Below are 24,336 nucleotides of genomic sequence, written 5' to 3' on the forward strand. Positions count from 1 at the left end.
GCCGCTAGCCGCTCCCGTCGCGCAGCGGCCGGAGCACGCTGAGCGCCTGCTGGCCGAGTGTGACGTCGATCTCCCGGTCCGCGATCCAGCGCTCCACGTCGTCCACCAACCGGTGCGCCTTGTCCGCCCGCTGGAACGTGCTCTCCGTGCCGAGCAGGTCATGCAGCGCGGAGAGCAGCCGGTCCGCGCGCTCGCCCCAGTCGGCCGGTGCGGCGGCGACCTCGACAGACAGTGCGCTGACCGGCTCCAACCCGGGGACGTCGGGCAGGCTCTCCTCGGCGAGCACCTCGATCGTCTCGCGGCCGAACTCGGCGTCGAGCTCGTACTGGGTGAGCCACACCGACACCCGCTCGATCAGCATGCGCGAGTCCTCGGCCCGCACCGTGTCGTCCTGCTCGTTCCGGATGGCGCGCAGCCGGTTGAACAGATCCTCACCGCGTTCCCCGGCTGCCGACGAGTCGACCGCCAATGCGGTGATCAGCGCATCGATCCCCTCGGGCTGCATGAACGCGGTGGCGCGGGTGCTCGGGCTCGAGTTCGGCTGCTCGTCGGCGTCGCCACGGACACCCTCGATGATCAGCAGCGCAGCGGCGGCGAGGACGGCGAGCCCCACGACGATGGCCAGCACGAGCCAGACACGTCCGGCGCCGCGCGGGCCCCCGGCGCCGGGCATCGGCGCGGACGCGGGGTGGGGCGTCGTGCCTGGGTGAGGCGTCGTGCCTGGGTGTGGTGTCGTTCCCGGGTGGGGTGTCGTTCCCGAATGCGGGGTCGTCTCCGCGAGGCCCGGCACGCCGCTCTCCGGGGTCAGCACGCGGGTGTGACCGGTCGCGGGGTAGGCCTGGGCCGGGCCCTGTGCAGAAGGGCCGGGCAGTGGCGGGGTGGCTGCGGCCGGCCACGGTGTGGCTCCGTGCGGCGGGGAGACGGCGCCCGGCGTCGACCCTGCCGACGCTGCCGACGGTGGCGCCGGCGACGGTGGCGGCGGTGGCGGGCCGGGCTGCCCAGGCGCGGGCGACACCTCGGCAGCCGCCCACAGCGCCGCGCGCATCGCGCCCGCATCGGGGTATCGATCTGCCGGATTCTTAGCCAGCGCGCGCTCGATGACCTCGGCGAGCGCCGCGGAAACGTGCGGTGCGAACTCCAGGAGCGGCGGCACCGGCTCGCTGTGGTGCGCCATCATCAGCGCCAGCGGCGACTCGGCCCGGAATGGCGGGTGACCGGCGAGGCACTCGTACATGACGACGCCCAGCGAGTAGATGTCGCCGGCCGGGGACGCGGGCTCGCCCGCGGCCTGCTCCGGGGCCAGGTAACGCGGCGACCCCAGGACCCGATCGGTGCCCGTGAGTCCGGTGGTGGTCTCGGCCAGCGCCTTGACGATCCCGAAGTCGGCGAGCTTCACCCCACCGGCGTCCGGCAACAGGATGTTGGACGGTTTGACGTCGCGGTGGACGAGTCCGCGGTCGTGCGCCATCTGCAGACTGGTCAGCACGGCGTCTGCGATCGTGGACGCCCACTCCACGGGCAGCCAGCCGTCGTCGTGGAGCAGTTGGGCGAGGCTACGGCCGCGGATACGTTCCATCACGATGAACGGTCGGCCGTCCGCTTCGCCGACGTCGAAGACCATGACCGTGTTCGGGTGGTGGAGTCCGGCGGCGGCACGGGCCTCGCGTAGCATGCGTTCGCGGCTGACCGGATCGCCCGCGTAGGCGTCGTGGATCAGCTTGATGGCGACGTCGCGCTGCAGCACGTGATCATACGCCGCGACGACGCGCGCCATACCTCCCGAGCCCAGATGCTCGGCGAGCTCGTAGCGGTCGGCCAGCACAGCCATCGAACCTGTCTCTCGTCCCGGTGACCTCGTCACACTCTCGTCGGCAGTTCTCAGTTGTCATCGTCCATCGTCTGTGGTGGTGAGACGCCACGTCGGGTTTCGCCCACCCGACGACGTGCGTTCCGTCACAGCGCGCAGGGCCTGAGTCGAACGAACGGCCATGGCGTCGATGAGTTTAATGGCAAATGTCTGATCCATCCGTGGCGCATCCTGTCGCCGCATCCGACCGAGCCGCCGGCGAACAACGTGACTAGCACTCACCTTGACCGAGTGCTAATGCGTTGCTAAGTTCAGCATTGGCACTTTCATACCGAGAGTGCCAGCGGTCGATCCCGCCGGCACCCGCGACGACGGCGGCATGCGGCCAGTCCATACGAAGCATCCGTGACATCCCGCGAAAGGGGAGGTCAGACTAGTGTCGGTCTCCATCAAGCCACTCGAGGATCGCATCGTGGTCAAGCCGCTGGAGGCGGAGCAGACCACGGCATCCGGACTCGTCATCCCGGACACCGCGAAGGAGAAGCCCCAGGAGGGCGAGGTCGTCGCCGTCGGCGAGGGCCGCTGGGACGAAGACGGCGAGAAGCGCATCCCTGTCGACGTCAAGGTCGGGGACGTCGTTCTGTACTCGAAGTACGGCGGCACCGAGGTCAAGTACGGCGGCGACGAGCTGCTGATCCTGTCCAGCCGCGACGTGCTCGCCGTCGTCAACAAGTGACAGCACGACGCTGACGTATCGGTGCGACGCCCTGGCGCGGCACGGAGCCTGACAGGCTCACCGGCTCGTTCTCGCGGGCTGGTGCCGGCCAGGGCGTCGTCCATTGACGTGGAAGGATCATCTGCCCATGCCCAAGATTCTCGAGTTCGACGAGACAGCTCGGCGTAGCCTCGAGCGAGGCGTCGACGCGCTCGCGAACACCGTGAAGGTGACGTTGGGCCCGCGCGGCCGCAACGTCGTCATCGACAAGAAGTTCGGTTCGCCCACCATCACCAACGACGGCGTCACCATCGCCCGTGAGATCGAGCTGGACGACCCGTACGAAGACCTCGGCGCGCAGCTCGCCAAGGAGGTCGCCACCAAGACCAACGACATCGCCGGTGACGGCACCACCACCGCCACCGTCCTCGCCCAGGCCATGGTGCATCGCGGCCTGCGGGCCGTGGCGGCCGGTGCCGGCCCGATGTCCATCAAGCGCGGCATCGACGCCGCGGTCGAGGCCGTCACGAACCGGCTGCTGGAGACGGCCAAGCCGGTGGACGAGAAGTCCTCGATCGCTTCGGTCGCGGCCATCTCCGCGCAGGACCCGACCATCGGCGAGATCATCGCCGAGGCGTTCGACAAGGTCGGCAAGGACGGCGTCATCACCGTCGACGAATCGCAGACCTTCGGTACCGAGCTTGAGTTCACCGAGGGAATGCAGTTCGACAAGGGCTTCCTCAGCCCGCACTTCGTCACCGACGCGGAGCGGCAGGAGACCATCCTGGAGGACGCCTACATCCTCATCACGCAGGGCAAGATCTCCTCCATGGCAGATCTGCTGCCGCTGCTGGAGAAGGTCGTCCAGGCGGGCAAGCCGCTGCTGATCGTCGCCGAGGACGTCGAGGGCGAGGCGCTGTCCACCCTCGTCGTCAACAAGATCCGCGGCACGTTCACGTCGGTGGCCGTGAAGGCTCCGGGCTTCGGCGACCGCCGCAAGGCGATGCTGCAGGATCTGGCTGTGCTCACCGGCGGACAGGTCGTCGCCGAGGAGGTCGGCCTCAAGCTGGACCAGGTCGGCCTGGAGGTGCTCGGTAGCGCCCGTCGCATCGTCGTCACCAAGGACGACACCACGGTCGTGGACGGTGCCGGCTCGGCTGCCGACGTGCAGGGCCGGGTCGACCAGATCCGTGCCGAGATCGAGAACACCGACTCCGACTGGGACCGGGAGAAGCTGCAGGAGCGGCTGGCCAAGCTGGCCGGCGGCGTCGGCGTCATCCGGGTCGGCGCGGCCACTGAGGTTGAGCTCAAGGAGCGCAAGCACCGCATCGAGGACGCCGTCTCGGCTACCCGCGCGGCGATCGAGGAGGGCATCGTCTCCGGTGGAGGCGCGGCGCTCGTCCACGCCCGTTCGGCGCTCGACGGTGACCTCGGCCTGGACGGCGACGAGGCGGTCGGAGTCAGCATCGTGCGGGACGCGCTGAGCGAGCCGCTGCGGTGGATCGCCGAGAACGCCGGCGAGAACGGCTACGTCGTGGTCTCCAAGGTGTCCGAGGGCACCCCGGGACACGGCTTCAACGCCGCCACCGCGACCTACGGGGACCTGCTCGCCGACGGCGTGCTCGACCCGGTGAAGGTGACTCGCTCTGCGGTCGCCAACGCCGCGTCGATCGCGGCGATGCTGCTGACCACTGAGGCGCTCGTCGTGGACAAGCCGGAAGAGGACGAGGACGCCGGGACCGGTCACGGTCACGGCCACGGCCACTGAGATTCGGCGTCGACCGTCGGCGTCGAAGGGATCCGGTCGACAGAGCCGGTCCTCGCGTCGAGGGTGACAGGGCCCGTCCCACTGCCGTGCGCGGTGGGACGGGCCCTTGTCTGATGGGCCGGCCGGCTCCGTGGCCGCTCCGACTTGTGACTTCCTGAGTTCAGGTAACGCATGGGGACGCAGCGGGCGGCTCCAAGTGTTATCTGAACTTAGGAAGATCTCGAGAGCCGCGCATTGAGGGCGAGGGACGGGTCGATGGCAGGTACGGACGGGTCGATGGCGAACACGAAGGCGCGCGTCGGATACGCCGCGATGCTGGCGCGTTTCCATCCGTCGGAGGCGGTCCGGCTCGCGGCGGAAGCGGAGGACGCCGGGTTCGACGGGGTGATGGCCGACGACCACTTCCAGCCGTGGACGCCGCACCAAGGTCAGGCCGGGTTCGTGTGGAACGTGATGACGGCCATCGCCGAGCGGACCCGGGGATCGGTCGGGGTCGGTGCGACCTGCCCCACGTTCCGGTGGCATCCGGCGGTGGTGGCTCAGGCCGCTGCCACCCTGGAGGCGATGTACCCGGGTCGGCATTGGCTCGGGATCGGCTCCGGGGAGGCGATCAACGAACACGTGGTCGGCGGCTACTGGCCGGAGGCGCCGCAGCGGATCGCGCGGATGTTCGAGGCCATCGAGATCATTCAGAAGCTCTTCACCGGCCGCGACGTCCGCCACGACGGCCGGTTCTTCACCCTGGAACGTACCCGGCTCTGGACCCGGCCGGATACCGCCCCGCCAGTGTATGTCGCTACCTCCGGCCCGGTGACGGCACGGCGCGCCGGAGCCGCGTGCGACGGCATCATCACCCTGGCCACCACGCCGGAGAAGGCAGCGTCGCTGTTCGCCAGGTTCGACGACGGCGCCCGCTCGGCCGGCAAGGATCCGTCGTCGTCGGCGAAGATCGTCCAGCTGCACTTGTCCTGGGCCCCGGACGCCGACGAGGCTGCGGCGCAGGCGCTGCGCGAATGGCCGAACGGGGCGATGCGGTTCTCCAAGGCGGACATCCGCTCCCCGCATGACGTCGAGCAGATGGCCCGGATGGTACGGGTCGAGGATTTCGACGGACAGCTGCTGATCTCCGCCGATCTCGACGAGCACCGCCGCGAGATCCAGCGCTACCTCGACGCCGGCGCTACCCATGTCTACCTGCACAACGTCGGAGCGGATCAGCGCACCTGGATCAAGGTGTTCGGCCGCGAGGTGCTGCCGCGTCTCTCCCCCTGACGTACTCACCATCCATCTGCAGGACGCCACTGCAGGACGCCACGGGCGCGGATCGGGGCCGGCCGACGGATGCGTACGATGTGCGACGAGGTGATTGAATGCGCGCGATACAGGTACGCGAGGTCGGTGGCCCGGAGGTTCTGGAACTCGTCGAGGTGGGGGAACCTCAGCCGGGCGACGGTGAGCTGCTGGTGGACGTCGGCGCCGCCGGCGTGAATTACATCGACACGTATCAGCGCGGCGGGATCTACCCGCTGGCGACGCCGTTTGTGCTCGGGATCGAAGGTGCCGGCACCGTGCGGGCGGTCGGTGCGGGCGTCGACGGTGTGGCGGTGGGGGACCGGGTCGCCTGGAAGGACGCGCTGGGCTCGTACGCGGAGCAAGCTGTGGTCCAGGCGTCCGAGGCGGTACCCGTACCGGACGGCGTCTCCGACGAGGACGCCGCGGCGCTGCTGCTGCAGGGCATGACCGCCCACTATCTGGCCACCTCGCTGTACCCGGTGCAGCCGGGCGACTGGGTCGTGGTGCACGCCGCGGCCGGCGGCGTCGGTCTGCTGTTGACGCAGATGGTGAAGATGCGCGGTGGCAACGTGCTCGCGACCGTGTCCACACCGGAGAAGGCGGAGCTGGCGCGAGGCGCCGGGGCGGATGAGATCGCTTCCTACGAGGATTTCGCCGACCGCGCCCGGGAGCTGACCGGCGGCACCGGCGTGGCCTGCGTGTATGACGGCGTGGGCAAGACGACTTTCGATCGCGGCCTGGACGCGCTGCGAGTGCGTGGCACGATGGCGCTGTTCGGCGCGGCCAGCGGTCCGGTGCCGCCGTTCGACCCGCAGCAGCTCAACGCCAAGGGAGGCCTGTTCCTCACCCGGCCGACCCTCGGGCACTACACCCGCACCCGGGAAGAACTGGACGCCCGCGCCGCCGACCTCTTCGGCTGGGCCGCCGACGGCAAGCTGGACGTCCGGATCGGTGGCCGGTACCCGCTGGCGGAGGCGCGGCGCGCGCACGAGGACCTGCAAGGGCGCCGTACCACGGGCAAGCTCCTGTTGGTCCCTGGCGAGTGATGTCGCGGCGGCTCACGCCGTAGCGGTGAACCGGAAGCCCGGAATCCATTGTCCGAGGTGGTCTAGGCCAGTACAGTCCTGCCTGTAACTCGTCACAGGCACCTACATCTGGCGACCTCTGGGAGGGATTCGGCCGTGGACGTGCTCGAGTTCATCGCCAACAACCTGTTCAACGAAGTGGCGATCCTCATCGGCGTGATCACCATGATCGGGCTTGTGCTGCAACGCAAGCCGGTCGAGGACGTGATCGGTGGCGCGGTCAGGGCGACCATCGGCATTCTGATCCTCTTCATCGGCGTGGACGTCTTCGTCGGCGGTCTCGCGTCGTTCCAGGCCATCGTCAGCAGCGCCGTCGGGCTCGATCCGCCGGAGTCGACCAACACCCTGGACGAATTCCTCGGAACCCATGGCAGCGACGTCGCCATGATCATCACCTGCGGTTTCATCCTGCACCTGGCGCTGGTCCGGGTGCTGAAGACCCGCTATGTCTACCTGACCGGGCACCTGCTGTTCTGGATGGCCCTTGTGGTCGCGGCGTGTCTGGTGGAGGCGTTCGGTGATCTCGACCGGTGGCAGCTGGTGCTGGCCGGGTCGGTGGTGGTCGCCTGTTACTGGACGATCCAGCCCGTCTTCATCGCCCCGATGATGCGCAAGGTGATCGACTCCGACGACTGGGGGTACGCGCACACCAGCTCGTCGGTCGCGTGGCTCGGCGGCAAGGTGGCGCCGCTGCTGGGCGATCCGGAGCGGCAGAACGTCGAGGAGATCAAGGTCCCGCGGAAGCTGTCGTTCTTCAAGGACATCACCGTCTCCACGGCCGTGGTCATCGGTGTGATCATGCTGGTGGCGGTCGTCTTCGCCGATCAGGACGTCGCCGCGGAGCAAGCCGCCACCTACAGCGACGACATCAACACCTGGGTGTGGGCGGTGATCGCCGCGTTCCAGTTCGCGGCCGGCATCGCCATCCTGCTCTACGGCGTGCGCATGTTCCTGGCCGAGATCGTGCCCGCGTTCACCGGCATCAGCCTCAAGGCGATCCCCGGGTCCCGGCCGGGCCTGGACGTGCCGACGATCTTCCCGGTGGCCCCGACCGCGGTGATGGTCGGCTTCATCTCCACTACGGCGACGTTCCTGATCCTCATGGGCGTCTTCGCCGCGTTCGGGTGGTTCGTGTTGGTGCCGCCGATGATCATGCTGTTCTTCGTCGGTGCCGGGGCGGCCGTGTACGGTAACGCCTTCGGCGGCTGGCGCGGGTCGGTGGTGGCCGGCGTCATCACCGGCTTCTCGCTGGCGTTCGGTCAGTGGGCGGCGTGGAACATGCTCTCGGACACGGCACCCGAGCTGGCCACCCTCGCCGATCCGGACTGGTACCTGATGATCCTGGTGGTGCTCGGGCTGGGCGAGGCATTCTCGGGGCTCGGCGGTGGTGCCGCGTTGCTGGTGGCGCTGGCCGTGGCGGTTGTCTTCGCGGTATGGCTGTGGACGGTGCAGCGCATCCACCGGCGCGCCGGCGAACCGGTGACCGGTACGGAGAGCGAGTCCGAGCTGGCCGGCGGGACGAACGAGGAGTGACCATCGCCGGCTGTGCCGACGCCGGCACGGATACGCCACCGAGAACGGACACACGTCATGGAAGGTAGGGGGAGGCCCCGATGAACCAGACCGGACCCGACCGTGAGCTGCGGGTGCTCACCGTCTGCGGGGTTGGCATGGGCAGCAGCCTGATTCTGCGGATGAACGCGGAGAAGGCGCTGAGCTCGCTTGGCGTGGCGGCCAAGGTGGAGCACACCGACGTGTCGTCGGCCCGCGGAATGAAAGCCGACGTCGCGATCGCGCAGGGCTTGCATACCGACGAGCTGGCCGGCGTGGCCCCGGTCGTCATCGCGATCTCCAACTTCATGGACGTCGACGGCCTGCGTCGCCAGCTCGACGAGGCGCTGCGCGCCCAGGAGTGGCTCTGACGTGCAGGCGGACGAACCCCGGCCGGTAGGCGTGGCCCGACCGGTGGTGGAGGCGTCGACGGCGGTCGATGTGGAGGACTGGCGGGCGGCAGTGCGCGCGGCGTGCCGCCCGCTCGCCGCGGCCGGGGCGGTGGACGACCGGTACGCGGAGCGGTGCATCGAAATCGCCGAGGAACACGGGCCGTACATGGTGCTGGCGCCGGGTCTGGCGCTGGCGCACGCCCGCCCGGAAGACGGCGTGCACCGGCTCTGCCTGGCCTCGGCCACCCTGGCGGAGCCGGTGCCGTTCGGGCACGCGGACAACGACCCGGTCGACCTGGTGCTCGCGTTCGGCTCGCCGGACGACAGCAGCCACCTGCGCCTGCTTCAGGCCGTGGCTGAGCACCTGCTGACCGGGCTTGCGGAGACCCTGCGGGAGACCCCTGATCGCGAGCGCGCGCTGATCGTGCTCACCGACGTCGTGCAGCAGATGTGACCGGGGCACTCTCAGGTAGGTCATGTCCCACCGGCGCTGCCGTGCGTAGATGGGGCTAGGGTTGGTCGATCCGGAGCAGGGGGTGCGATGTCCGACGGAGGCAAGCAGCGGGCGTGGCTTCCGCCGCGGTGGTTCGTCCGTCTGGCCTGGAGGATGCATCGCGCGCAGTACCGGGCCACGCGTGGGCGGGCCGGTCTGTGGGCGCCGAGGGCCGGCCGCTGGGGCACCCTGCGGCTCACGACCATCGGACGTCGCACCGGCCAGGAACGCAGCGTGATCCTCGGTTACTTCCAGGACGGTCCGAATCTGGTCACGCTCGCGATGAACGGCTGGGCCGCACCCGACCCGGCATGGTGGCTGAACCTGCAGGCCAGTCCCGAAGCCGAGGTCGATCTTGTCGACGGCCGACGCAGTGTCCGGGCACGCGCGGCCACCGCCGGCGCTGAGCGGGAGCGGCTCTGGGCGCGGTGGCAGGAGCTGGACAAGAAGCTCGACGCCTACGCGGCGCGCCGCCCCGGTGAGACCGCTGTCGTGATCCTCGAGCCTACGGATCCATGATCATGAACACTAACCGTACACAGAGAACGGTTAGTGTTCATGATCATGGCAGTGGGGTGAACATGAGGACGGGACGGCCGGTGCGCGGGTTGATGTGCACGTCGCAGTCGACGTTGAACACCCGGCGGATCACCTCCGGCACCAGCACGTCCTCGGGGGCGCCTGCGGCGGCGACGCGCCCGTCGTCCAGGACCACCACGTGATCGCAGTAAGACGCTGCGAGGTTGAGATCGTGCAGTGCCGCCAGTGACGTCACTCCCAGTTCGCGCACCTTCGCCAGCAGCGACAGTTGGAAGTGGACGTCCAGGTGGTTGGTCGGCTCGTCCAGCAGGAGCAGCTCGGGCTCCTGCACCAGAGCGCGGGCCAGATGCACCCGCTGGCGCTCGCCGCCGGAGAGTGTGTGCCAGTCGCGCTCCGCCAGGTCGTGCATGCCGACCGTGTTCAGGGCGTTCCGGGCCAGGTCGTCGTCGTGTTCGGTGGCCTTGTGCGGGGTGCGGCCGAGCCGAACGACGTCGAGCACGCGCAGCGGTACGTCGGTGTGTGTCTCCTGCTCGACGACGGCGACCCGGCGGGCCCGCTCCCGGCGCCGCATGCCGAGCAGGTCCTCCCCGCCCAGGTTGACCATGCCTCCGTCCGGGCGGGTCATGCCGGCGATGGTGCGCAGCAGGCTGCTCTTGCCGGACCCGTTCGGGCCGAGCAGCCCGGTCAGCGACCCGGCCTTGGCCGACAGGCTCACGCCGTCGACGATGAGCGCGCCGTCCACGGACCAGGAGACGTCGAAGACGTCCAGCGAGTCGCGACGTCCGTCCGCCGGCTCGCTTCCATTCGCCCGGTCGCGTCTCCGGGCACCGTCGATGGGGGCAGCGCTGCCGTCGACGGGGCCCGTGGTACTTGCGACGGTCGTCTTGCGCAGCGTCATTGGCCTACCCTCCGTCGGCGGAGCAGAACGGCGAACACGGGCGCGCCCAGGAACGCGGTCACCACGCCCACCGGAAGCTCTCGCGGGTCGAACAAGGTGCGCGCGATCGTATCCGCCCAGATCATGAACGACGCCCCGGTGAGCGCCGCCAGCGGCAGCACCCGACGGTGCGCCGCACCTACCACCAGGCGCACCCCATGCGGCACCATCAGCCCGACGAACCCGATCGCGCCGCTGACCGCCACCGCCGCCCCGGTCAGCAGTGCGACCAGGATCAGCAGGGTCCACCGGGTCCTGTTCACATCGATGCCGAGCGTGGACGCGGTGCCGTCGCCGAACGCGAACGCGTCCAGGGTGCGGCTCCGCGACAGCAGCGCGGTCCCGATGACGGCGACGGCCAGCACCACCACGGCCACGTCGTTCCAGGCGGCGCCCCCGAGCGAGCCGAGCAGCCAGCTGAGGATCCCGCGGTAGGAGTCACCGGTCGCGGACCAGAAGATGATGAACGACGTGGCGGCCGAGCACAGGTAGGACACCGCAAGCCCGGCCAGCACGGTCCGCGTCGGCGGGAGCTCACCGCGGCGATTCGCCAGGGCCAGGGTCGCGGCGAGCGCAAGCAGCGCCCCGGCGAACGCGGCCACCGGCAGCCCGAACCAGCCGACGCCGAGCACCAGCACCAGGACAGCGCCGACGGATGCCCCGGAGGACAGGCCGAGCAGGTACGGCTCGGCCAGCGGGTTGCGGGTGAGGGTCTGCATGACGGCGCCGCAGATCGCGAGTGCGGCGCCGACCCCGGCGGCGGTGAGCACCCGCGGCAGGCGAAGCTCCCAGACGATGCCGTCACGCAGCGTGGACAGCGGCGACGAGTCCAGGCCGAGCCGGTCCAGGCCGAGATGCGCCCCGATCGAGCGCCACACATCGAGCGCACCGATGTCCGCCGAGCCGATGGTGACGGCCAGCGTGATCGAGACGACGAGCAGCCCCGCCATGCCGGTGATCCAGAGCGCCGCCGACGCCGTCGAACGGGCTGCCTGCCGAACCGCCGGCCTGAAGCCGCTCCTGCCGTTGGCCGGCGGGGTCTCGTTGGCTCGGGCGCGCCCTCGCGGTGGCGCTGCCGTGCTCTCGGCGGGCATCGCGCTCCCCTCTACGAGCCCGCACCGGTCTGGGTCGGCTCGATTCCGAGCTCCTCGAGCTGACCGGCGAGGTCGACGACGGCTTGGGCGTTGCGGACTCCGGCTTCCGCGGCCGGGAAGGGGAGCGTCAGGTACCGCTGCTCCTGCACGGCCGGCAGTGCGGCGGTGGCGGCGTTGGACTCCAGCAGGTCGATCTTGTGCTCCGCGGTGTTCCAGGCGGCGTCGACCAGGATGAGCACGTCGGGGTTGCGATCGACGATCTCCTCCCAGCTGACGTTGGACCAGGTGTCGTCGATGTCGGCGAAGATGTTCTCGACGCCCAGCTGACGCATCATCATCGCCGGTGCCCCGATGTCCCCGCCGACGTACGGGGCGTCCTCGCCTGAGCTGTACCACAACGCGGTGAGGCCCTGTCCGGGCGCATCGACCTGGTCGAGCAGCGCCTTCTGCTCGGCCACGAATTCGTCCGCGCGGTCGGGCACGTCGAAGATCTGGGCCAGCTGGTGGATGTGGGCGAACAGCGCATCGAACGTCATCGGATCCGGCTGGTATGCGGGCTCCTTGCATGCCGACGGTGCGACGTAGGTGTCGATGCCGAACTCGGCGAGCGCCGCCCGTTCGCCCGCGGCGTCGACGGCGAAGTTGCTCTCCCAGCCCCCGAAGACGAGGTCCGGTTCGACCTCGAAGAGCGCCTCCTGGCCGGGTACCTGGTCGGCGAGTACCGGCACGTCGGCGACGTCATCGGCGTACTGGTCGGGGACGGGGCCGTCGGCGAACGCGGTGCCGACCAGCCGGTCCGCCAGGCCCAGCGCCAGCATCATCTCGGTCGTCGTGGACTTGATGGTGACCACCCGCTCCGGTGGGCCGTCGATGGTGATCTCGAAACCGCAGTTGTCGATGGTCAGCGGAAACTCTGTGTCGGGCGACGGCTGGTCGGTGCCGGTGTCCGCCGCGGTGTTCTCGGATGCGGCCGCCTGTGGCGAGTCGTCCGAGGTTGCGCCGTCGTCGCCGCACGCGGCGAGGATCACCGCGACGGTGGCGCCGAGGACGGCGAGCGTCGCCGACGAGCGGCGGAACGGGAGAATGCGGCTCGAACCGGGATCCGGGCGTCCGATGGAAGGCATGGGTACGCGTCTTTCCTCAACGTGAGCGCCGGGGAACCGGAGCCAGGAGGAACATGCGGCCCGGAACGCACGGCGAAATGGCAGGACAATCAGCGGTGGAACGGCCAAGCCGGCCGTCGTACCAGCTACCCACTCATCGGGCAGACACATCGGGACACAGGCGATGCCCCAGGGTCTTCGCCTCATCATATCTGTCGACTCGTCGTATTCGCCAAGATCCACCATGTCCTCCGGTGCGCGCGGTGGGTCCGGTCGTCGGGGCTGCCGGGACCGAACGACATCTCGGGCACTTGGGCGACCGAAATGTATGTCGACTCGTCCTGAGGAACCCCCCGGCCGCCTTCGTGTGTGGCATCTCGCTGAGATTCCGTATCGTGACCTGCATGAGTGAGCGTCGCCCATACCTGAATGCGCGGATGGCCCCCTTCACGTCCACGATCTTCGCGGAGATGTCGGCGCTCGCCGTGCGGACCGGGGCGATCAACCTCGGGCAGGGCTTCCCGGACACTGACGGTCCCCAGTTGATCCTGGACGCGGCGAGCGAGGCCATCCACGGCGGCGCGAACCAGTACCCACCCGGTCCTGGCATCCCCGCGCTGCGGGTGGCCGTGGCGGAGCACCAGAAGCGGTTCTACTCGCTCGACCTCGACCCGGACACCGAGATCCTCATCACGGCCGGGGCAACCGAGGCGATCGCCGCCACCATCCTCGCCCTGTGTGAACCGGGTGACGAGGTGGTGACCTTCGAGCCGTACTACGACTCGTACGCGGCCTCGATCGCCTTGGCCGGCGCCGAGCGACGCACGGTCCGGCTCCGGCCCCGGCCGGCCGGCGCAACGTGGGAACGCGACGACGCAGCCGACGGGCGGGCCGTCGGCTTCCAGTTCGATCCGGATGAGCTGGCGGCGGCGTTCTCCGACCGCACCCGGCTCGTCCTGCTGAACACGCCGCACAACCCGACCGGCAAGGTCTTCAGCCGGGATGAGCTGGAGCTGATCGCGAGGCTGGCGACCGAACACGACGCCGTTGTGGTCACCGACGAGGTCTACGAACACCTGACGTTCGACGGGCGGCCGCACATTCCGATGGCGACGTTGCCGGGGATGGCCGACCGCACGGTGACGATCTCGTCCGCCGGGAAGACGTTCTCGGTAACGGGCTGGAAGATCGGCTGGCTGCACGGACCCGCCGAGCTCGTGGCCGCCGCTCGCGCGGTCAAGCAGTTCCTCACCTATGTCAGCGGAGGTCCGCTTCAGCCGGCGGTGGCGGCGGCGCTCGGCCTGGACGACGCCTTCTACACGACGCTCGCGGCCGATCTGCAGCGCAAACGCGACCTGTTGAGCGCAGGGTTGCGAGCCGCAGGCTTCGATGTCTTCGCCACCTCCGGTACGTATTTCGTCATCACCGACGCTGCCCCGTTGGGATTCGACGACGGCATCGAGCTGTGCCAGCGGCTGCCGGAGCTGATCGGTGTGGCCGCCGTGCCGGTCTCGGTCTTCTGCGACGACAAGGACTCGACGCGGTCGCTGGTGCGGTTCGCGTACTGCAAGCGCGACGAGGTGCTGCGCGAGGCAGTCGACCGGCTGTCCGGGCTCAGCGTGCGCTGAACCCGGACCGTGCCGCGGGGCGCGCGAGGTCAGCCGTGGAAGCCGCCCTCCGGGGGCGTGTGAATCGCGTATGAGACGTCGGCGACCTCGACCACCAGGCGGGCCGGCGCCTGGGGGCCCTCGACGGTGATGACCAGTTCGTAGAGGGTGACGGTCCACCGCTCGTAGCCGCCACGCAGATGATCGAAGAGACGGATCGGCTTGCCCGACGGCGTCAGCGTGGCGGTCACCTGAACGTCGCCGAGTTCCTCGCCGCCTTCGGCGAGTAGGCGATGCGTGCCGGTCCATGCTCCCGAGCTCAGGTCGAGGGCCCCAGCCGTGCTGGCTTCGGCGTCGGCGAACTCGACATTGAGTCCGAGGTCGTCAAGCGTCCCCTCGAGAGAGTAGTCGGCGATGTTCTCCGTGCTGGCGTCGCCGAAGGCCAGATATTGTCCGCGCGTCACATAGGTCGCCGGGTTCGTGTAGAAGAGTGTGCCCACCTCGTGCTCTCCGCCGGTGAATCCGATCTCCCATTCCGCGCCGTCGAGCGTGACCGCGACGTCGTCGATCGCCAGCTCGGTGAAGGTGTGGTCCATGTGCACGCGGACGTTGCCGTCGTTGAACTTCTGTACGTTCTGGATGGGCTCCCCGGCCGGGGCGTACGAACCGTTCACGTTCACGGTACCGGCGGCGCGCCCGTCGTCGTCGAAGACCTCGATCGTGGCGCGGAACGTCGTCTCCTGCCACTCGCTCGTCGACCAGCCCTCGGCGATGTGTTCGCCCTCGGGCCCACCCGACAGGCGTGCGTACGCCTGGGTCCCGGCTGCATCGGATCGCCACAGTCCGATCTCCAGGCTGCGGTCGCCTTCGCTCGCCTCGATGAAGGCCGAGGTGGTGGTGTCGCTCACTCGAGTAGGTGACTCTGCGGTGGCCGGAGCGGCGGTCGCCAATCCGATCACGGCGATGCCGAGCGCCGCGAGTGCGCCCATGCCTGGTCTGAACCCTCTCATGGTGGATCCCCCCTGCCTGCGACGTCCGCGCAGGCCGTTGACGGTGTATGTCGACAGGATGGACCCGCGACGCGGTATTCCGGTTGCATCCGTGCCGGTTTTTTGGGCGAGTATGCTCAGCGGACCCGTTCGAGCGGCGCGTCGGACCGATGTCCAGACGGCCCATACGGGGTGTGGCGGTTACGGCATACCATGGAACTCACCGCCCGAGCGCTCACGTATGAGGATCACACTTCCATGGAGTTCAGGCCGCACGAGGTGCCCGACAAGTTCGCCCCCATCGGGCTGACGTTCGATGATGTCCTGTTGCAGCCCAACGAGTCCGATGTCATTCCCAGCGAGGTCGATACGACGTCCCGGCTGACCAGGAACATCAGCGTTCGCATCCCGTTGCTGTCCAGCGCGATGGACACGGTCACCGAGTCGCGGATGGCGATCGCCATGGCGCGGCAGGGCGGCGTCGGCGTGCTGCACCGGAGTATGTCGATCGACGATCAGGCCCGCCAGGTCGACCAGGTGAAAAGGTCGGAGTCCGGGATGGTCACCGATCCGGTGACGACCGGTCCCGACGTCACCCTCGCCGAGGTTGACGCACTGTGCGGGCATTATCGGGTCTCCGGCCTTCCGGTGGTGGACGACGACGGTGTGCTGCTGGGCATCGTCACCAACCGGGATCTGCGCTTCGTCCCGACCGACCAGCACGACATCCGGCTGGTACGCGAGACCATGACGCCGATGCCGCTGGTCACCGCACCGGTCGGGATCAAGCCGGAAGACGCGATGGCGCTTCTGGCCAAGCACAAGATCGAGAAGCTGCCACTGGTGGATGACCACGACCGGCTCCGCGGGCTGATCACGGTGAAGGACTTCGTGAAGTCCGAGCAGTTCCCGCATGCGACCAAGGACGCCGAAGGGCGGCTCGTCGCGGCCGCGGCGATCGGCTTCTTCGGCGACGCGTGGGAGCGGGCGATGGCCCTGGTCGAGGCCGGCGTCGACGTCCTCGTCGTAGACACCGCGCACGGGCACACGAGCGCGCTGCTCGATATGGTGCGCCGGCTCAAGGCGGAGCCGGCCGCGGCCGGCGTGGAGATCGTCGGCGGCAATGTCGCCACCCGGCAGGGTGCGCAGGCGCTGGTGGACGCCGGCGCCGACGGCATCAAGGTCGGCATCGGGCCCGGCTCGATCTGTACCACGCGGGTCGTCGCGGGTATCGGCGTACCGCAGGTCACGGCGATCTACGAGGCCGCGCTGGCGGCGGGTCCGGCCGGCGTTCCGGTGATCGGCGACGGGGGCCTGCAGTACTCCGGGGATATCGCCAAGGCCATCGTGGCCGGCGCGGACACGGTGATGCTCGGGTCGCTGCTGGCGGGTGTCGCGGAGAGCCCGGGTGAGCTGATCTTCATCAACGGCAAGCAGTACAAGTCGTACCGTGGCATGGCGTCGCTGGGTGCGTTCACCAAGCGTGGGGCGGCCACGTCGGGCACCCGGGACCGCTACTTCCAGGCCGACGTCACCAGCGACGACAAGCTCATCCCGGAAGGCGTCGAGGGACAGGTGCCGTTCCGGGGGCCGCTGTCCAGCGTCACGCACCAGCTGGTCGGCGGTCTGCGGCAGTCGATGTTCTACACCGGCTCCAAGACGATCCCCGATCTGAAGGAGCGCGGCCGATTCGTCCGCATCACTCCGGCAGGGCTCAAGGAGTCGCACCCGCACGACATCCAGATGACCGTCGAGGCGCCGAACTACGCGTCGCGTCGCTGATCGCGGGCGCGTCCCGGCGCCGAACGCGCGCGCCGGGCTGACCGGCACACGCCGAGGCACCCGCGGCGCGCGAGGACGGGCTCGTCGCGCCCGCTCGGTGCCGGTGCCTTCGGGCAGCGATCGGACACGGTGAGGCGTGTGCGATGTGAATCGCCGGGGTATGTCCCGGTAGCCTGTCGGGGTGGCAGAAGTTGAGATCGGCCGAGGGAAGCGCGGCCGCGAAGCGTATGCGTTCGACGACGTAGCGATCGTCCCGTCCCGTCGGACCCGGGACCCGGAAGAGGTCTCGACCCACTGGCAGATCGACGCCTACCGGTTCGACACCCCGCTCATCGCCGCGCCGATGGACTCGGTGATGTCTCCGGCCACGGCGATCGCCCTGGGACGTGCCGGTGGCCTGGGTGTGCTGGACCTGGAGGGTCTGTGGACCCGCTACGAGGACCCGGAGCCGCTGCTGGAGGAGATCGCCGGGCTCGAAGAGGGCAAGGCGCTCACCAGGCTGCAGGACATCTACAGCCAGCCGGTCCGTGAGGACCTGATCGCGCAGCGGCTGAGCGAGATCCGGAATGCGGGGGTCACCGTCGCCGGATCGCTTTCGCCGCAGCGGGTCAAGCGCCACTACCAGGCCGTCATCGACGGCGGCGTCGACCTCTTCGTCATCCGGGGCACGACGGTCTCCGCCGAGCACGTGTCGGGCCAGGCCGAGCCGCTCAACCTCAAGCAGTTCATCTACGAGCTCGACGTGCCGGTGCTGGTCGGCGGCTGCGCCACGTACCAGGCCGCGCTGCACTTGATGCGCACCGGAGCCGCCGGCGTGCTGGTCGGGTTCGGCGGCGGGGCCGCGCACACCACACGGTCCGTGCTGGGTGTGACGGTTCCGATGGCGACCGCCGTCGCCGATGTCGCCGCCGCCCGGCGGGACTACCTGGACGAGTCCGGTGGGCGCTACGTGCACGTGGTGGCCGACGGTTCGATCCGGCAGTCCGGCGACATCGCGAAGGCGATCGCGTGTGGCGCGGACGCCGTGATGGTGGGGTCGCCGCTGGCGCGTGCGATGGAGGCGCCCGGCCGTGGCTGGCACTGGGGATCCGAGTCGCACCATCCGTCGCTGCCGCGCGGCGAACGGATGTGGGTCGGCACGGTGGCGCCGCTGGAGCAGATTCTGCACGGTCCGTCGTTCGTCGCCGACGGCGCGATGAACCTGATCGGAGCCTTGCAGCGGGCCATGTCCACGACCGGGTACACCGAGCTCAAGGAGTTCCAGCGGGTCGAGGTCACCATCCTGCGTTGAGCCGTCGGAGGTGTCGGCCGGCTCGCTGGGGAGGCGTGGCCGGACGTTGCGCGTAGGGGGCCGAACACGCTTCCACGTGCACCACGAGGCCACGACCTCTGTCCGGATGGCGGATAGAGTCGGCGGATGGTGACTGTGAAGGTTCGGCGGATGGAGCCGTCGGGCGTCGTCGAGATCGTGTTGAACCGGGTCGACGCGCTGAACGCGATCTCCACCGAGCACGCGCGGGCGATCACTTCTGTGGGGCGAGGGCTCGCCGACGACGAGACGATGCGGGCCGCGGTGCTGACGTCGGCGTCGGACCGCGCATTCTGCGTCGGTGCCGATCTGAAGGAGCGACGCGATTTCACCGACGACGACCTGCGCCGGCAGCGCCTGGTCACCCGGGAGACGTACCGCAGCATCCTCGATCTCCCGGTGCCTACCGTCGCTGCGGTGCACGGCTATGCGCTGGGCGGCGGGCTCGAGCTGGCGCTCTGTTGCGATCTGATCGTCGTCGAGGAGGACGCGGTGCTCGGGTTGCCGGAGGTGTCGGTGGGGCTGGTTCCGGGAGGTGGCGGAACCCAGTTGCTGGCCAGGCGGATCGGCTGGGGGCGAGCGGCCGACCTGACGTTCACGGCGCGCCGCATCGACGGCGAGGAAGCGTACCGGCTGGGCGTCGCCGACCGGCTGGTGATGGCTGGGGAGGCGCGGGAGACGGCGCTGCAGCTGGCCCGGCAGATCGCCGGCAACTCGCCGGTGGGTGTCCGGAACGCGAAGCGCGCCATGCGGCTGGGTATGGATGCACCGCTGGCCTCTGGGCTGGACATCGAGGACGCGGCGTGGCGCGCGACGGCGTTCAGCGCGGATAGAAAAGAGGGTATAGCTGCGTTCAATGAGAAGAGAGAACCGAACTGGCCGGGTGTCTGACACCGTCATCCGGCCGACGGTAGGGAGCGGTCATGAGTGATCTACCGAAGCGGGTGAGTCTGCGTGAGGTCGGTCCGCGCGACGGCCTGCAGAACGAGGACCCGATTCCGACAGCTGCCAAGATCGACCTGATAGATGCGCTCTCCGAGACCGGACTGCGGCGGATCGAAGCCGTGTCCTTCGTCCATCCGCGGGCGATCCCGCAGATGGCGGACGCGGACGAGGTGTGGTCCAAGGTGCGGCGGAACGATGCCGTGCGCTACTCCGCGCTCGTGCCGAACCGGCGTGGGCTGGAGCGCGCGCTTGCCGCGGGGTTCACCGACCTGGAGGTGGTGATCTCGGCGTCGGACACGCACAACCGGGAGAACATCAACCGGTCCACCGCGGAGTCGTTGGACGCGCTGCCGGAGCTGACCGAGTTGGCTCACGGTTCGGGCGCGACGCTGCAGCTGATCGTCTCCACCGCGTGGGGATGCCCGTATGAGGGTGAGGTGCCTGAGGAGCGGGTGCTGTGGGTGGCCGGCCGGGGCGTCGCCGCTGGTGTGGACTCGCTGGTGTACGGCGATACCACCGGGATGGCCACGCCCACCCGCGTCGTGCGCCTGGTGGGCGAGACACGCTCGGCGCACCCGGAGTTGCCGCTCGGCCTGCACTTCCATAACACCCGGGGAACCGGACTGGCCAACCTCTACGCCGCGCTGCAGCTGGGCGTCGACGACTTCGACGCGGCCGTCGCCGGGCTGGGCGGTTGCCCGTACGCGCCCGGTGCCTCCGGCAACATCGCCACCGAGGAGGTCGTCTCCATGGTGGAGGATATGGGCGTGGAGACCGGGGTCGACCTGGATGCCCTGCTGGACGTGGCGGAGATGGCCGAACGGTTCGTCGGGCACGCCGCGCCGTCGCAGGTCCTGCGGGCCGGGCCGCGGAGCCGGACGGTCCCGCCGTCGTCGTAGCGATCGTCGTCGTGAAGAGCGCGGCTGGCAGTTGGCGGCACGGCGTGGCAGATGAGATGCGGATTCGGGGCGCTATAACGCCCTAAAGCCGCATCCCATCGCGGTTCCCGGGTGTGTCGTGCCGGGGTTGAGGTCGTCGCCGGACGCGCGTGGTGCAGGATGATCCGCGGAGGCACCTGTATCCGCACGTGCTCTCGTTCACCGCGCTGAGCGAAAGGCGACCATGGCAACCGAAGGCGGCACCAAGGCGGTCCTGGCCGCTCTGCTGGCGAATGTGGGCATCGCGGTCACCAAGTTCGTGGCATGGGCACTGACGGGAGCGTCGTCCATGCTGGCGGAGGCGATCCACTCGGTCGCAGACTCGGGTAACCAGGTATTGCTGCTGGTAGGTGGTCGGCGGGCGCAGCGTAAGGCGACGCCCGAGCACCCGTTCGGCTACGGGCGGGTGCGGTACGTGTTCGCGTTCATCGTCTCGATCGTGCTGTTCAGCGTGGGCGGGTTGTTCGCCCTGTACGAGGCGTTCCACAAGTACGAAGAGGTGCACGCAGGGTACCCGAACGAGCTGCTGGAAAGCTCGTGGTGGTGGGTGCCGGTCGTGGTGCTGAGCGCGGCGATCGTCATGGAGACGCTGTCCTTCCGCACAGCGATCCGTGAGTCGGACAAGGTGCGCGGCAAGCGGTCCTGGGTGCAGTTCGTGCGCCGGGCGAAGTCGCCCGAGCTTCCGGTGATTCTGCTGGAGGACCTGGGCGCGCTGGTCGGGTTGGTGCTGGCGCTGGCCGGCGTCGGGATGTCACTCATCACGGAGAACGCCTACTGGGACGTTGCCGGGACGGCGGCGATCGGCCTGCTGCTGGTGGTGATCGCGGTCATCCTCGCCGTGGAGATGTCCAGCCTGCTGATCGGCGAAGGTGCCGTGCAGGAGAAGGTCAACGCGATCGCGCAGGCGGTCGGCGAGAGCGAGAGCGTCACGCGACTTATTCACATGCGCACGCTGTACACCGGCCCGGAGGAGTTGCTGGTGGCGGCGAAGTTCGGCGTCTCCGCGGCGCACACCGGTGAACACATCGCAGCGACGATCGACGACGTCGAAGCGCGCATCCGGCGAGCGGTTCCGGAAGCCGTGCACATCTATCTCGAACCGGACCTCGATCGGACGCCGCGGGGTACCGGTGAGGAACCTGGAGGTTCCAGCGCGCGCTCGGCACAGAGTTGACAGGCGCGGCGTTTGGGGCGTGACGTGCACGAGGGCACGTGCGGGTTGCGCTGGGTGCTGGGGTGCGAGCGGACGGGGTGGTCGGGGGCGTGCATGCCGAGAACGTTATGCGGCGTTCGATGACGCCGGGACGTCCGTGGAGGTGCGCGTGGTCGGGCGGGCGTTGGCCGGGAAGATCCACGTCCGGTACGACCAGTAGCGGAACAGGGTTCCGAGGGCCAGGCCGACGACGTTGGCGGAGATGTTGTCCGCGAGCGGACCGGACAGGTCGAGGACGTACCGGGAGAACCATAGGCACGACAACGCGATGCCCAACCCGATGCCGTTGAACAGGAAGAAGAGTGGATACCCGCGGGAGTGCTTGATCCGCGTGCGGTGTCGGAAGGTCCACGCGCGGTGCCCGATGTACGTCACGATGGTGGCCGCGGTGACCGAGATCGTCTTGGCGACCAACGGCAGGTCATGCAAGGGGCCTTCGCCGCCGCTGAAGAGCAGGGCGTTGAAGAGCCCGATGTCGACGACGTAGCCCATGCCGCCGACGGCCGCGAACTTGAGCCCTTCGCGGATCAGCCGGTGCATCCGGTACCAGCTACGCAACGCTCTGCGAAGCAGCGTCACGTGCCTGGGTTGTGATGCCCGGCGTTCGGCCAGCTGTGTATCGAGCACCCGCCAAGGGTAAGCCACATCGGCCGGATCCGGACAGTGGTGGGATAAACGGACCAATTCTCGGCGGTGGGCGCGCGAAGAGACATGCATTGTGGTCGTTCCTGCGACCACAACGTCGTTCGTTGCGCGGGCGCCACTCCACTCACTCCTCACCTCACCGCGCGGGTTGGTGGTCGCGCTCGGGTACCCTTGCAACCTGTGAGTGATGCGTTCTGGCCGGTCGTAGGGATTGTCGGTGGTGGGCAACTGGCGCGGATGACGCAGCCGGCGGCCGTCGCGCTCGGCGTGCGGCTGTCGGTCCTGTCCGCGGGCCCGGACGAGTCGGCCGCACAAGTCATCCGTGACCCGGTAATCGCGGACGAGAAGGCCCTGGACGACCTGATGTCCTTCGCCAAGGCGTGCGACGTGCTCACGTTCGACCACGAGCAGGTCCCGCCGGAACACCTCACCGCGCTCGAATCCGCCGGCGTTGTGGTGCGGCCCGGATCGCACGCGTTGCTGCACGCCCAGGACAAGGGCGTCATGCGGGCCCGGCTGACTGAGCTCGGGATATCCTGCCCGGCACACCGCATCGTCGATGACGCCGCCGATGCCCTGTCCTTTGCGGCAGAACACGGTGGGCGTGCCGTGCTCAAGACCACGCGCGGAGGATACGACGGCAAGGGCGTGTGGGTCATCGACACAGACACGGCGCGGGAGGCCGTCGACGAGCCGTTCCGTGCCGGCGTACCGGTACTGGCCGAGGAACGCGTCGAATTCACACGCGAGCTGTCCGCCGTGGTCGCCAGATCGCCGCACGGTCAGGCGGTGGCCTACCCCGTGGTGGAGTCGGTGCAGCGAGACGGCATCTGTGTGGAGATCATCGCGCCCGCTCCCGGCATGTCGTCCGACTTCGCGGTGGAAGCGCAGCGTATCGCGCTGTCGATCGCGGCGGAGCTCGGCGTCGTCGGGATCCTGGCCGTCGAGATGTTCGAGACGGTCGACGGGCGGCTGCTGGTCAACGAGCTGGCCATGCGGCCGCACAACTCCGGGCACTGGAGCATCGACGGAGCGGTGACCAGCCAGTTCGAGAATCACGTCCGAGCCGTACTGGACCTGCCCCTCGGCGCCCCGGACGCGCGCGCACCGTACACCGTCATGGTCAACATCCTCGGCGGCGATCTCACCGAGATCTACCCCGCATACCGCCACGTGATGGCTCGCGATCCCGGCGTGAAGGTGCACTGGTACGGCAAGGGCGTACGGCCGGGCCGGAAGGTCGGCCACGTCACCGTCTACGGCGACGACCTGGACTCGCTGCGCGAACGCGCGTGGCATGCGGCTGACTACATCCGAGGGGACATCGATGAATGACCTGGTGACGCGTCGGGGCGATGGCGATCCGCGGGTGGGGATCGTCATGGGGTCCGACTCCGACTGGTCCGTGATGTCGGCGGTCGGCGAGGTCCTCGATGAGCTTGACGTGCCGCACGAGGTGGGCGTCGTCTCCGCACATCGGATGCCGCAGGCCATGCTCGACTACGGCGCAAGCGCCGCGGAGCGCGGACTGCGCGTGCTCGTGGCCGGCGCCGGCGGGGCCGCACACCTCCCCGGCATGCTCGCGTCGGTCACATCGCTGCCGGTGATCGGCGTTCCGGTGCCGCTGAAGTACCTCGACGGCATGGATTCACTGCTGTCGATCGTGCAGATGCCGGCCGGAGTGCCGGTGGCTACCGTATCGGTCGGCGGCGCGCGGAACGCCGGTCTGCTGGCCGCGCGGATCCTAGGGGCCGGCGACGACGCCGTCCGCGCTCGCCTGGACGCGTTCCGCGCCGACCTGGAGAAGGCCGCGCGGGCCAAGGGCGACGCCCTCCGCCAGCAGCTCTCTCCGTGACCTGGTGATCAGCAACGGTGGGACCGGTCGTCGTCCGGCCACGAGTTGACGATCAGTGGTTGATCACGACGGGAGCGGGGGTCATCAGAGGCCGAGGCGCGGGCCCTCGATCGCGGGACACGTGTCCATGACGACGTCCAGCCCCGCATCTGTGGCCCGCTGCGCAGCGGCTTCGTCGATGACGCCGAGCTGGAGCCACACCGCGCGGATGCCGAGGCGCTCCCGTTCCGCGATGGCGTCGTCGATGACGGCTCCGACCCGCTGGCTGTTGACGA

The 24,336-nt window shown here is 69.2% G+C and carries 23 protein-coding genes; 16 read left to right on the top strand and 7 right to left on the bottom strand.

Annotation, left to right across the window (positions count from 1 at the left end):
- Positions 1-4: 4 nt before the first annotated feature.
- Positions 5-1,828: a serine/threonine-protein kinase gene (locus tag G1H10_RS27240; protein ID WP_163743906.1), complete on the bottom strand. Its 1,824-nt coding sequence runs from the start codon at positions 1,826-1,828 to the stop codon at positions 5-7.
- Between the two features lie 415 nt (positions 1,829-2,243).
- Between G1H10_RS27240 and groES the strand changes: the two genes are divergently transcribed.
- The 8 genes from groES to G1H10_RS27280 all read left to right on the top strand — a co-directional run bounded on the left by groES (position 2,244) and on the right by G1H10_RS27280 (position 9,623).
- Positions 2,244-2,543 carry a co-chaperone GroES gene (gene groES, locus G1H10_RS27245; RefSeq protein WP_129668963.1) on the top strand — a complete coding sequence of 100 codons (300 nt, stop codon included), beginning with the start codon at positions 2,244-2,246 and terminating at the stop codon, positions 2,541-2,543.
- Positions 2,544-2,670: 127 nt separating this feature from the next.
- A complete protein-coding gene (gene groL, locus G1H10_RS27250; RefSeq protein ID WP_163743908.1) occupies positions 2,671-4,290 on the top strand; it encodes a chaperonin GroEL in 1,620 nt (539 codons plus the stop codon).
- A gap of 255 nt (positions 4,291-4,545) precedes the next feature.
- Positions 4,546-5,562 (top strand): TIGR03557 family F420-dependent LLM class oxidoreductase, encoded by a 1,017-nt coding sequence (locus tag G1H10_RS27255; protein WP_216853708.1) that lies wholly within the window; start codon positions 4,546-4,548, stop codon positions 5,560-5,562.
- A gap of 98 nt (positions 5,563-5,660) precedes the next feature.
- Entirely contained in the window at positions 5,661-6,629 is a 969-nt protein-coding gene (locus G1H10_RS27260) for a quinone oxidoreductase family protein (RefSeq protein WP_163743910.1), read from the top strand.
- Positions 6,630-6,764: 135 nt separating this feature from the next.
- Positions 6,765-8,201 (top strand): PTS ascorbate transporter subunit IIC, encoded by a 1,437-nt coding sequence (gene ulaA, locus G1H10_RS27265; protein ID WP_163743912.1) that lies wholly within the window; start codon positions 6,765-6,767, stop codon positions 8,199-8,201.
- A gap of 80 nt (positions 8,202-8,281) precedes the next feature.
- A complete protein-coding gene (locus tag G1H10_RS27270; RefSeq protein ID WP_163743913.1) occupies positions 8,282-8,590 on the top strand; it encodes a PTS sugar transporter subunit IIB in 309 nt (102 codons plus the stop codon).
- A gap of 1 nt (position 8,591) precedes the next feature.
- Positions 8,592-9,065 carry a PTS sugar transporter subunit IIA gene (locus tag G1H10_RS27275; protein ID WP_163743915.1) on the top strand — a complete coding sequence of 158 codons (474 nt, stop codon included), beginning with the start codon at positions 8,592-8,594 and terminating at the stop codon, positions 9,063-9,065.
- A gap of 87 nt (positions 9,066-9,152) precedes the next feature.
- Entirely contained in the window at positions 9,153-9,623 is a 471-nt protein-coding gene (locus tag G1H10_RS27280; RefSeq protein WP_163743918.1) for a nitroreductase/quinone reductase family protein, read from the top strand.
- A gap of 43 nt (positions 9,624-9,666) precedes the next feature.
- On the opposite strand, the gene G1H10_RS27285 is transcribed toward G1H10_RS27280, so the two are convergent.
- The 3 genes from G1H10_RS27285 to G1H10_RS27295 are packed head-to-tail and all read right to left on the bottom strand — an operon-like array spanning position 9,667 to position 12,799.
- Entirely contained in the window at positions 9,667-10,542 is an 876-nt protein-coding gene (locus G1H10_RS27285) for an ABC transporter ATP-binding protein (RefSeq protein WP_163743920.1), read from the bottom strand.
- A complete protein-coding gene (locus G1H10_RS27290; RefSeq protein ID WP_174264706.1) occupies positions 10,539-11,675 on the bottom strand; it encodes a putative F420-0 ABC transporter permease subunit in 1,137 nt (378 codons plus the stop codon). Before G1H10_RS27290 ends, G1H10_RS27285 begins: the two co-directional genes overlap by 4 nt.
- Before the next feature lie 11 nt (positions 11,676-11,686).
- Positions 11,687-12,799 carry a putative F420-0 ABC transporter substrate-binding protein gene (locus tag G1H10_RS27295; protein WP_163743922.1) on the bottom strand — a complete coding sequence of 371 codons (1,113 nt, stop codon included), beginning with the start codon at positions 12,797-12,799 and terminating at the stop codon, positions 11,687-11,689.
- Between the two features lie 383 nt (positions 12,800-13,182).
- Between G1H10_RS27295 and G1H10_RS27300 the strand changes: the two genes are divergently transcribed.
- A complete protein-coding gene (locus G1H10_RS27300) occupies positions 13,183-14,406 on the top strand; it encodes a pyridoxal phosphate-dependent aminotransferase (protein WP_163743923.1) in 1,224 nt (407 codons plus the stop codon).
- A 29-nt stretch (positions 14,407-14,435) separates the two neighbouring features.
- Here the strand turns inward: G1H10_RS27300 and G1H10_RS27305 are convergent, their stop codons facing one another.
- Positions 14,436-15,395: a hypothetical protein gene (locus tag G1H10_RS27305; protein ID WP_163743925.1), complete on the bottom strand. Its 960-nt coding sequence runs from the start codon at positions 15,393-15,395 to the stop codon at positions 14,436-14,438.
- A gap of 237 nt (positions 15,396-15,632) precedes the next feature.
- Here G1H10_RS27305 and guaB point away from each other — a divergent pair, with 237 nt between their 5' ends.
- The 5 genes from guaB to G1H10_RS27330 all read left to right on the top strand — a co-directional run bounded on the left by guaB (position 15,633) and on the right by G1H10_RS27330 (position 21,522).
- On the top strand, positions 15,633-17,156 hold the full coding sequence (guaB, locus tag G1H10_RS27310) for an IMP dehydrogenase (protein WP_163743926.1): 1,524 nt from the start codon (positions 15,633-15,635) through the stop codon (positions 17,154-17,156).
- Between the two features lie 181 nt (positions 17,157-17,337).
- The gene (locus G1H10_RS27315; RefSeq protein ID WP_163743928.1) at positions 17,338-18,447 is read left to right on the top strand and encodes a GuaB3 family IMP dehydrogenase-related protein; all 1,110 of its coding nucleotides are present in this window, start codon (positions 17,338-17,340) and stop codon (positions 18,445-18,447) included.
- Between the two features lie 126 nt (positions 18,448-18,573).
- The gene (locus tag G1H10_RS27320) at positions 18,574-19,356 is read left to right on the top strand and encodes an enoyl-CoA hydratase/isomerase family protein (RefSeq protein WP_174264707.1); all 783 of its coding nucleotides are present in this window, start codon (positions 18,574-18,576) and stop codon (positions 19,354-19,356) included.
- A gap of 32 nt (positions 19,357-19,388) precedes the next feature.
- Positions 19,389-20,309 (top strand): hydroxymethylglutaryl-CoA lyase, encoded by a 921-nt coding sequence (locus tag G1H10_RS27325; protein WP_163743930.1) that lies wholly within the window; start codon positions 19,389-19,391, stop codon positions 20,307-20,309.
- 223 nt (positions 20,310-20,532) lie between these two features.
- Positions 20,533-21,522: a cation diffusion facilitator family transporter gene (locus G1H10_RS27330; protein WP_163743932.1), complete on the top strand. Its 990-nt coding sequence runs from the start codon at positions 20,533-20,535 to the stop codon at positions 21,520-21,522.
- Positions 21,523-21,627: 105 nt separating this feature from the next.
- Here G1H10_RS27330 and G1H10_RS27335 read toward each other — a convergent pair whose 3' ends face one another.
- Entirely contained in the window at positions 21,628-22,188 is a 561-nt protein-coding gene (locus G1H10_RS27335) for a GtrA family protein (RefSeq protein ID WP_216853709.1), read from the bottom strand.
- A gap of 198 nt (positions 22,189-22,386) precedes the next feature.
- Between G1H10_RS27335 and G1H10_RS27340 the strand changes: the two genes are divergently transcribed.
- Positions 22,387-23,541 carry a 5-(carboxyamino)imidazole ribonucleotide synthase gene (locus tag G1H10_RS27340; protein WP_216853710.1) on the top strand — a complete coding sequence of 385 codons (1,155 nt, stop codon included), beginning with the start codon at positions 22,387-22,389 and terminating at the stop codon, positions 23,539-23,541.
- Positions 23,534-24,061 carry a 5-(carboxyamino)imidazole ribonucleotide mutase gene (gene purE, locus G1H10_RS27345; protein ID WP_163743936.1) on the top strand — a complete coding sequence of 176 codons (528 nt, stop codon included), beginning with the start codon at positions 23,534-23,536 and terminating at the stop codon, positions 24,059-24,061. Before G1H10_RS27340 ends, purE begins: the two co-directional genes overlap by 8 nt.
- Before the next feature lie 84 nt (positions 24,062-24,145).
- On the opposite strand, the gene G1H10_RS27350 is transcribed toward purE, so the two are convergent.
- Positions 24,146-24,336 (bottom strand): CoA-binding protein (locus tag G1H10_RS27350; RefSeq protein ID WP_174264708.1); only part of this gene is annotated, 191 nt, incomplete at its 5' end.

Origin of the sequence: Phytoactinopolyspora halotolerans (assembly GCF_010550675.1) — a bacterium.
GTDB lineage: Bacteria > Actinomycetota > Actinomycetes > Jiangellales > Jiangellaceae > Phytoactinopolyspora > Phytoactinopolyspora halotolerans.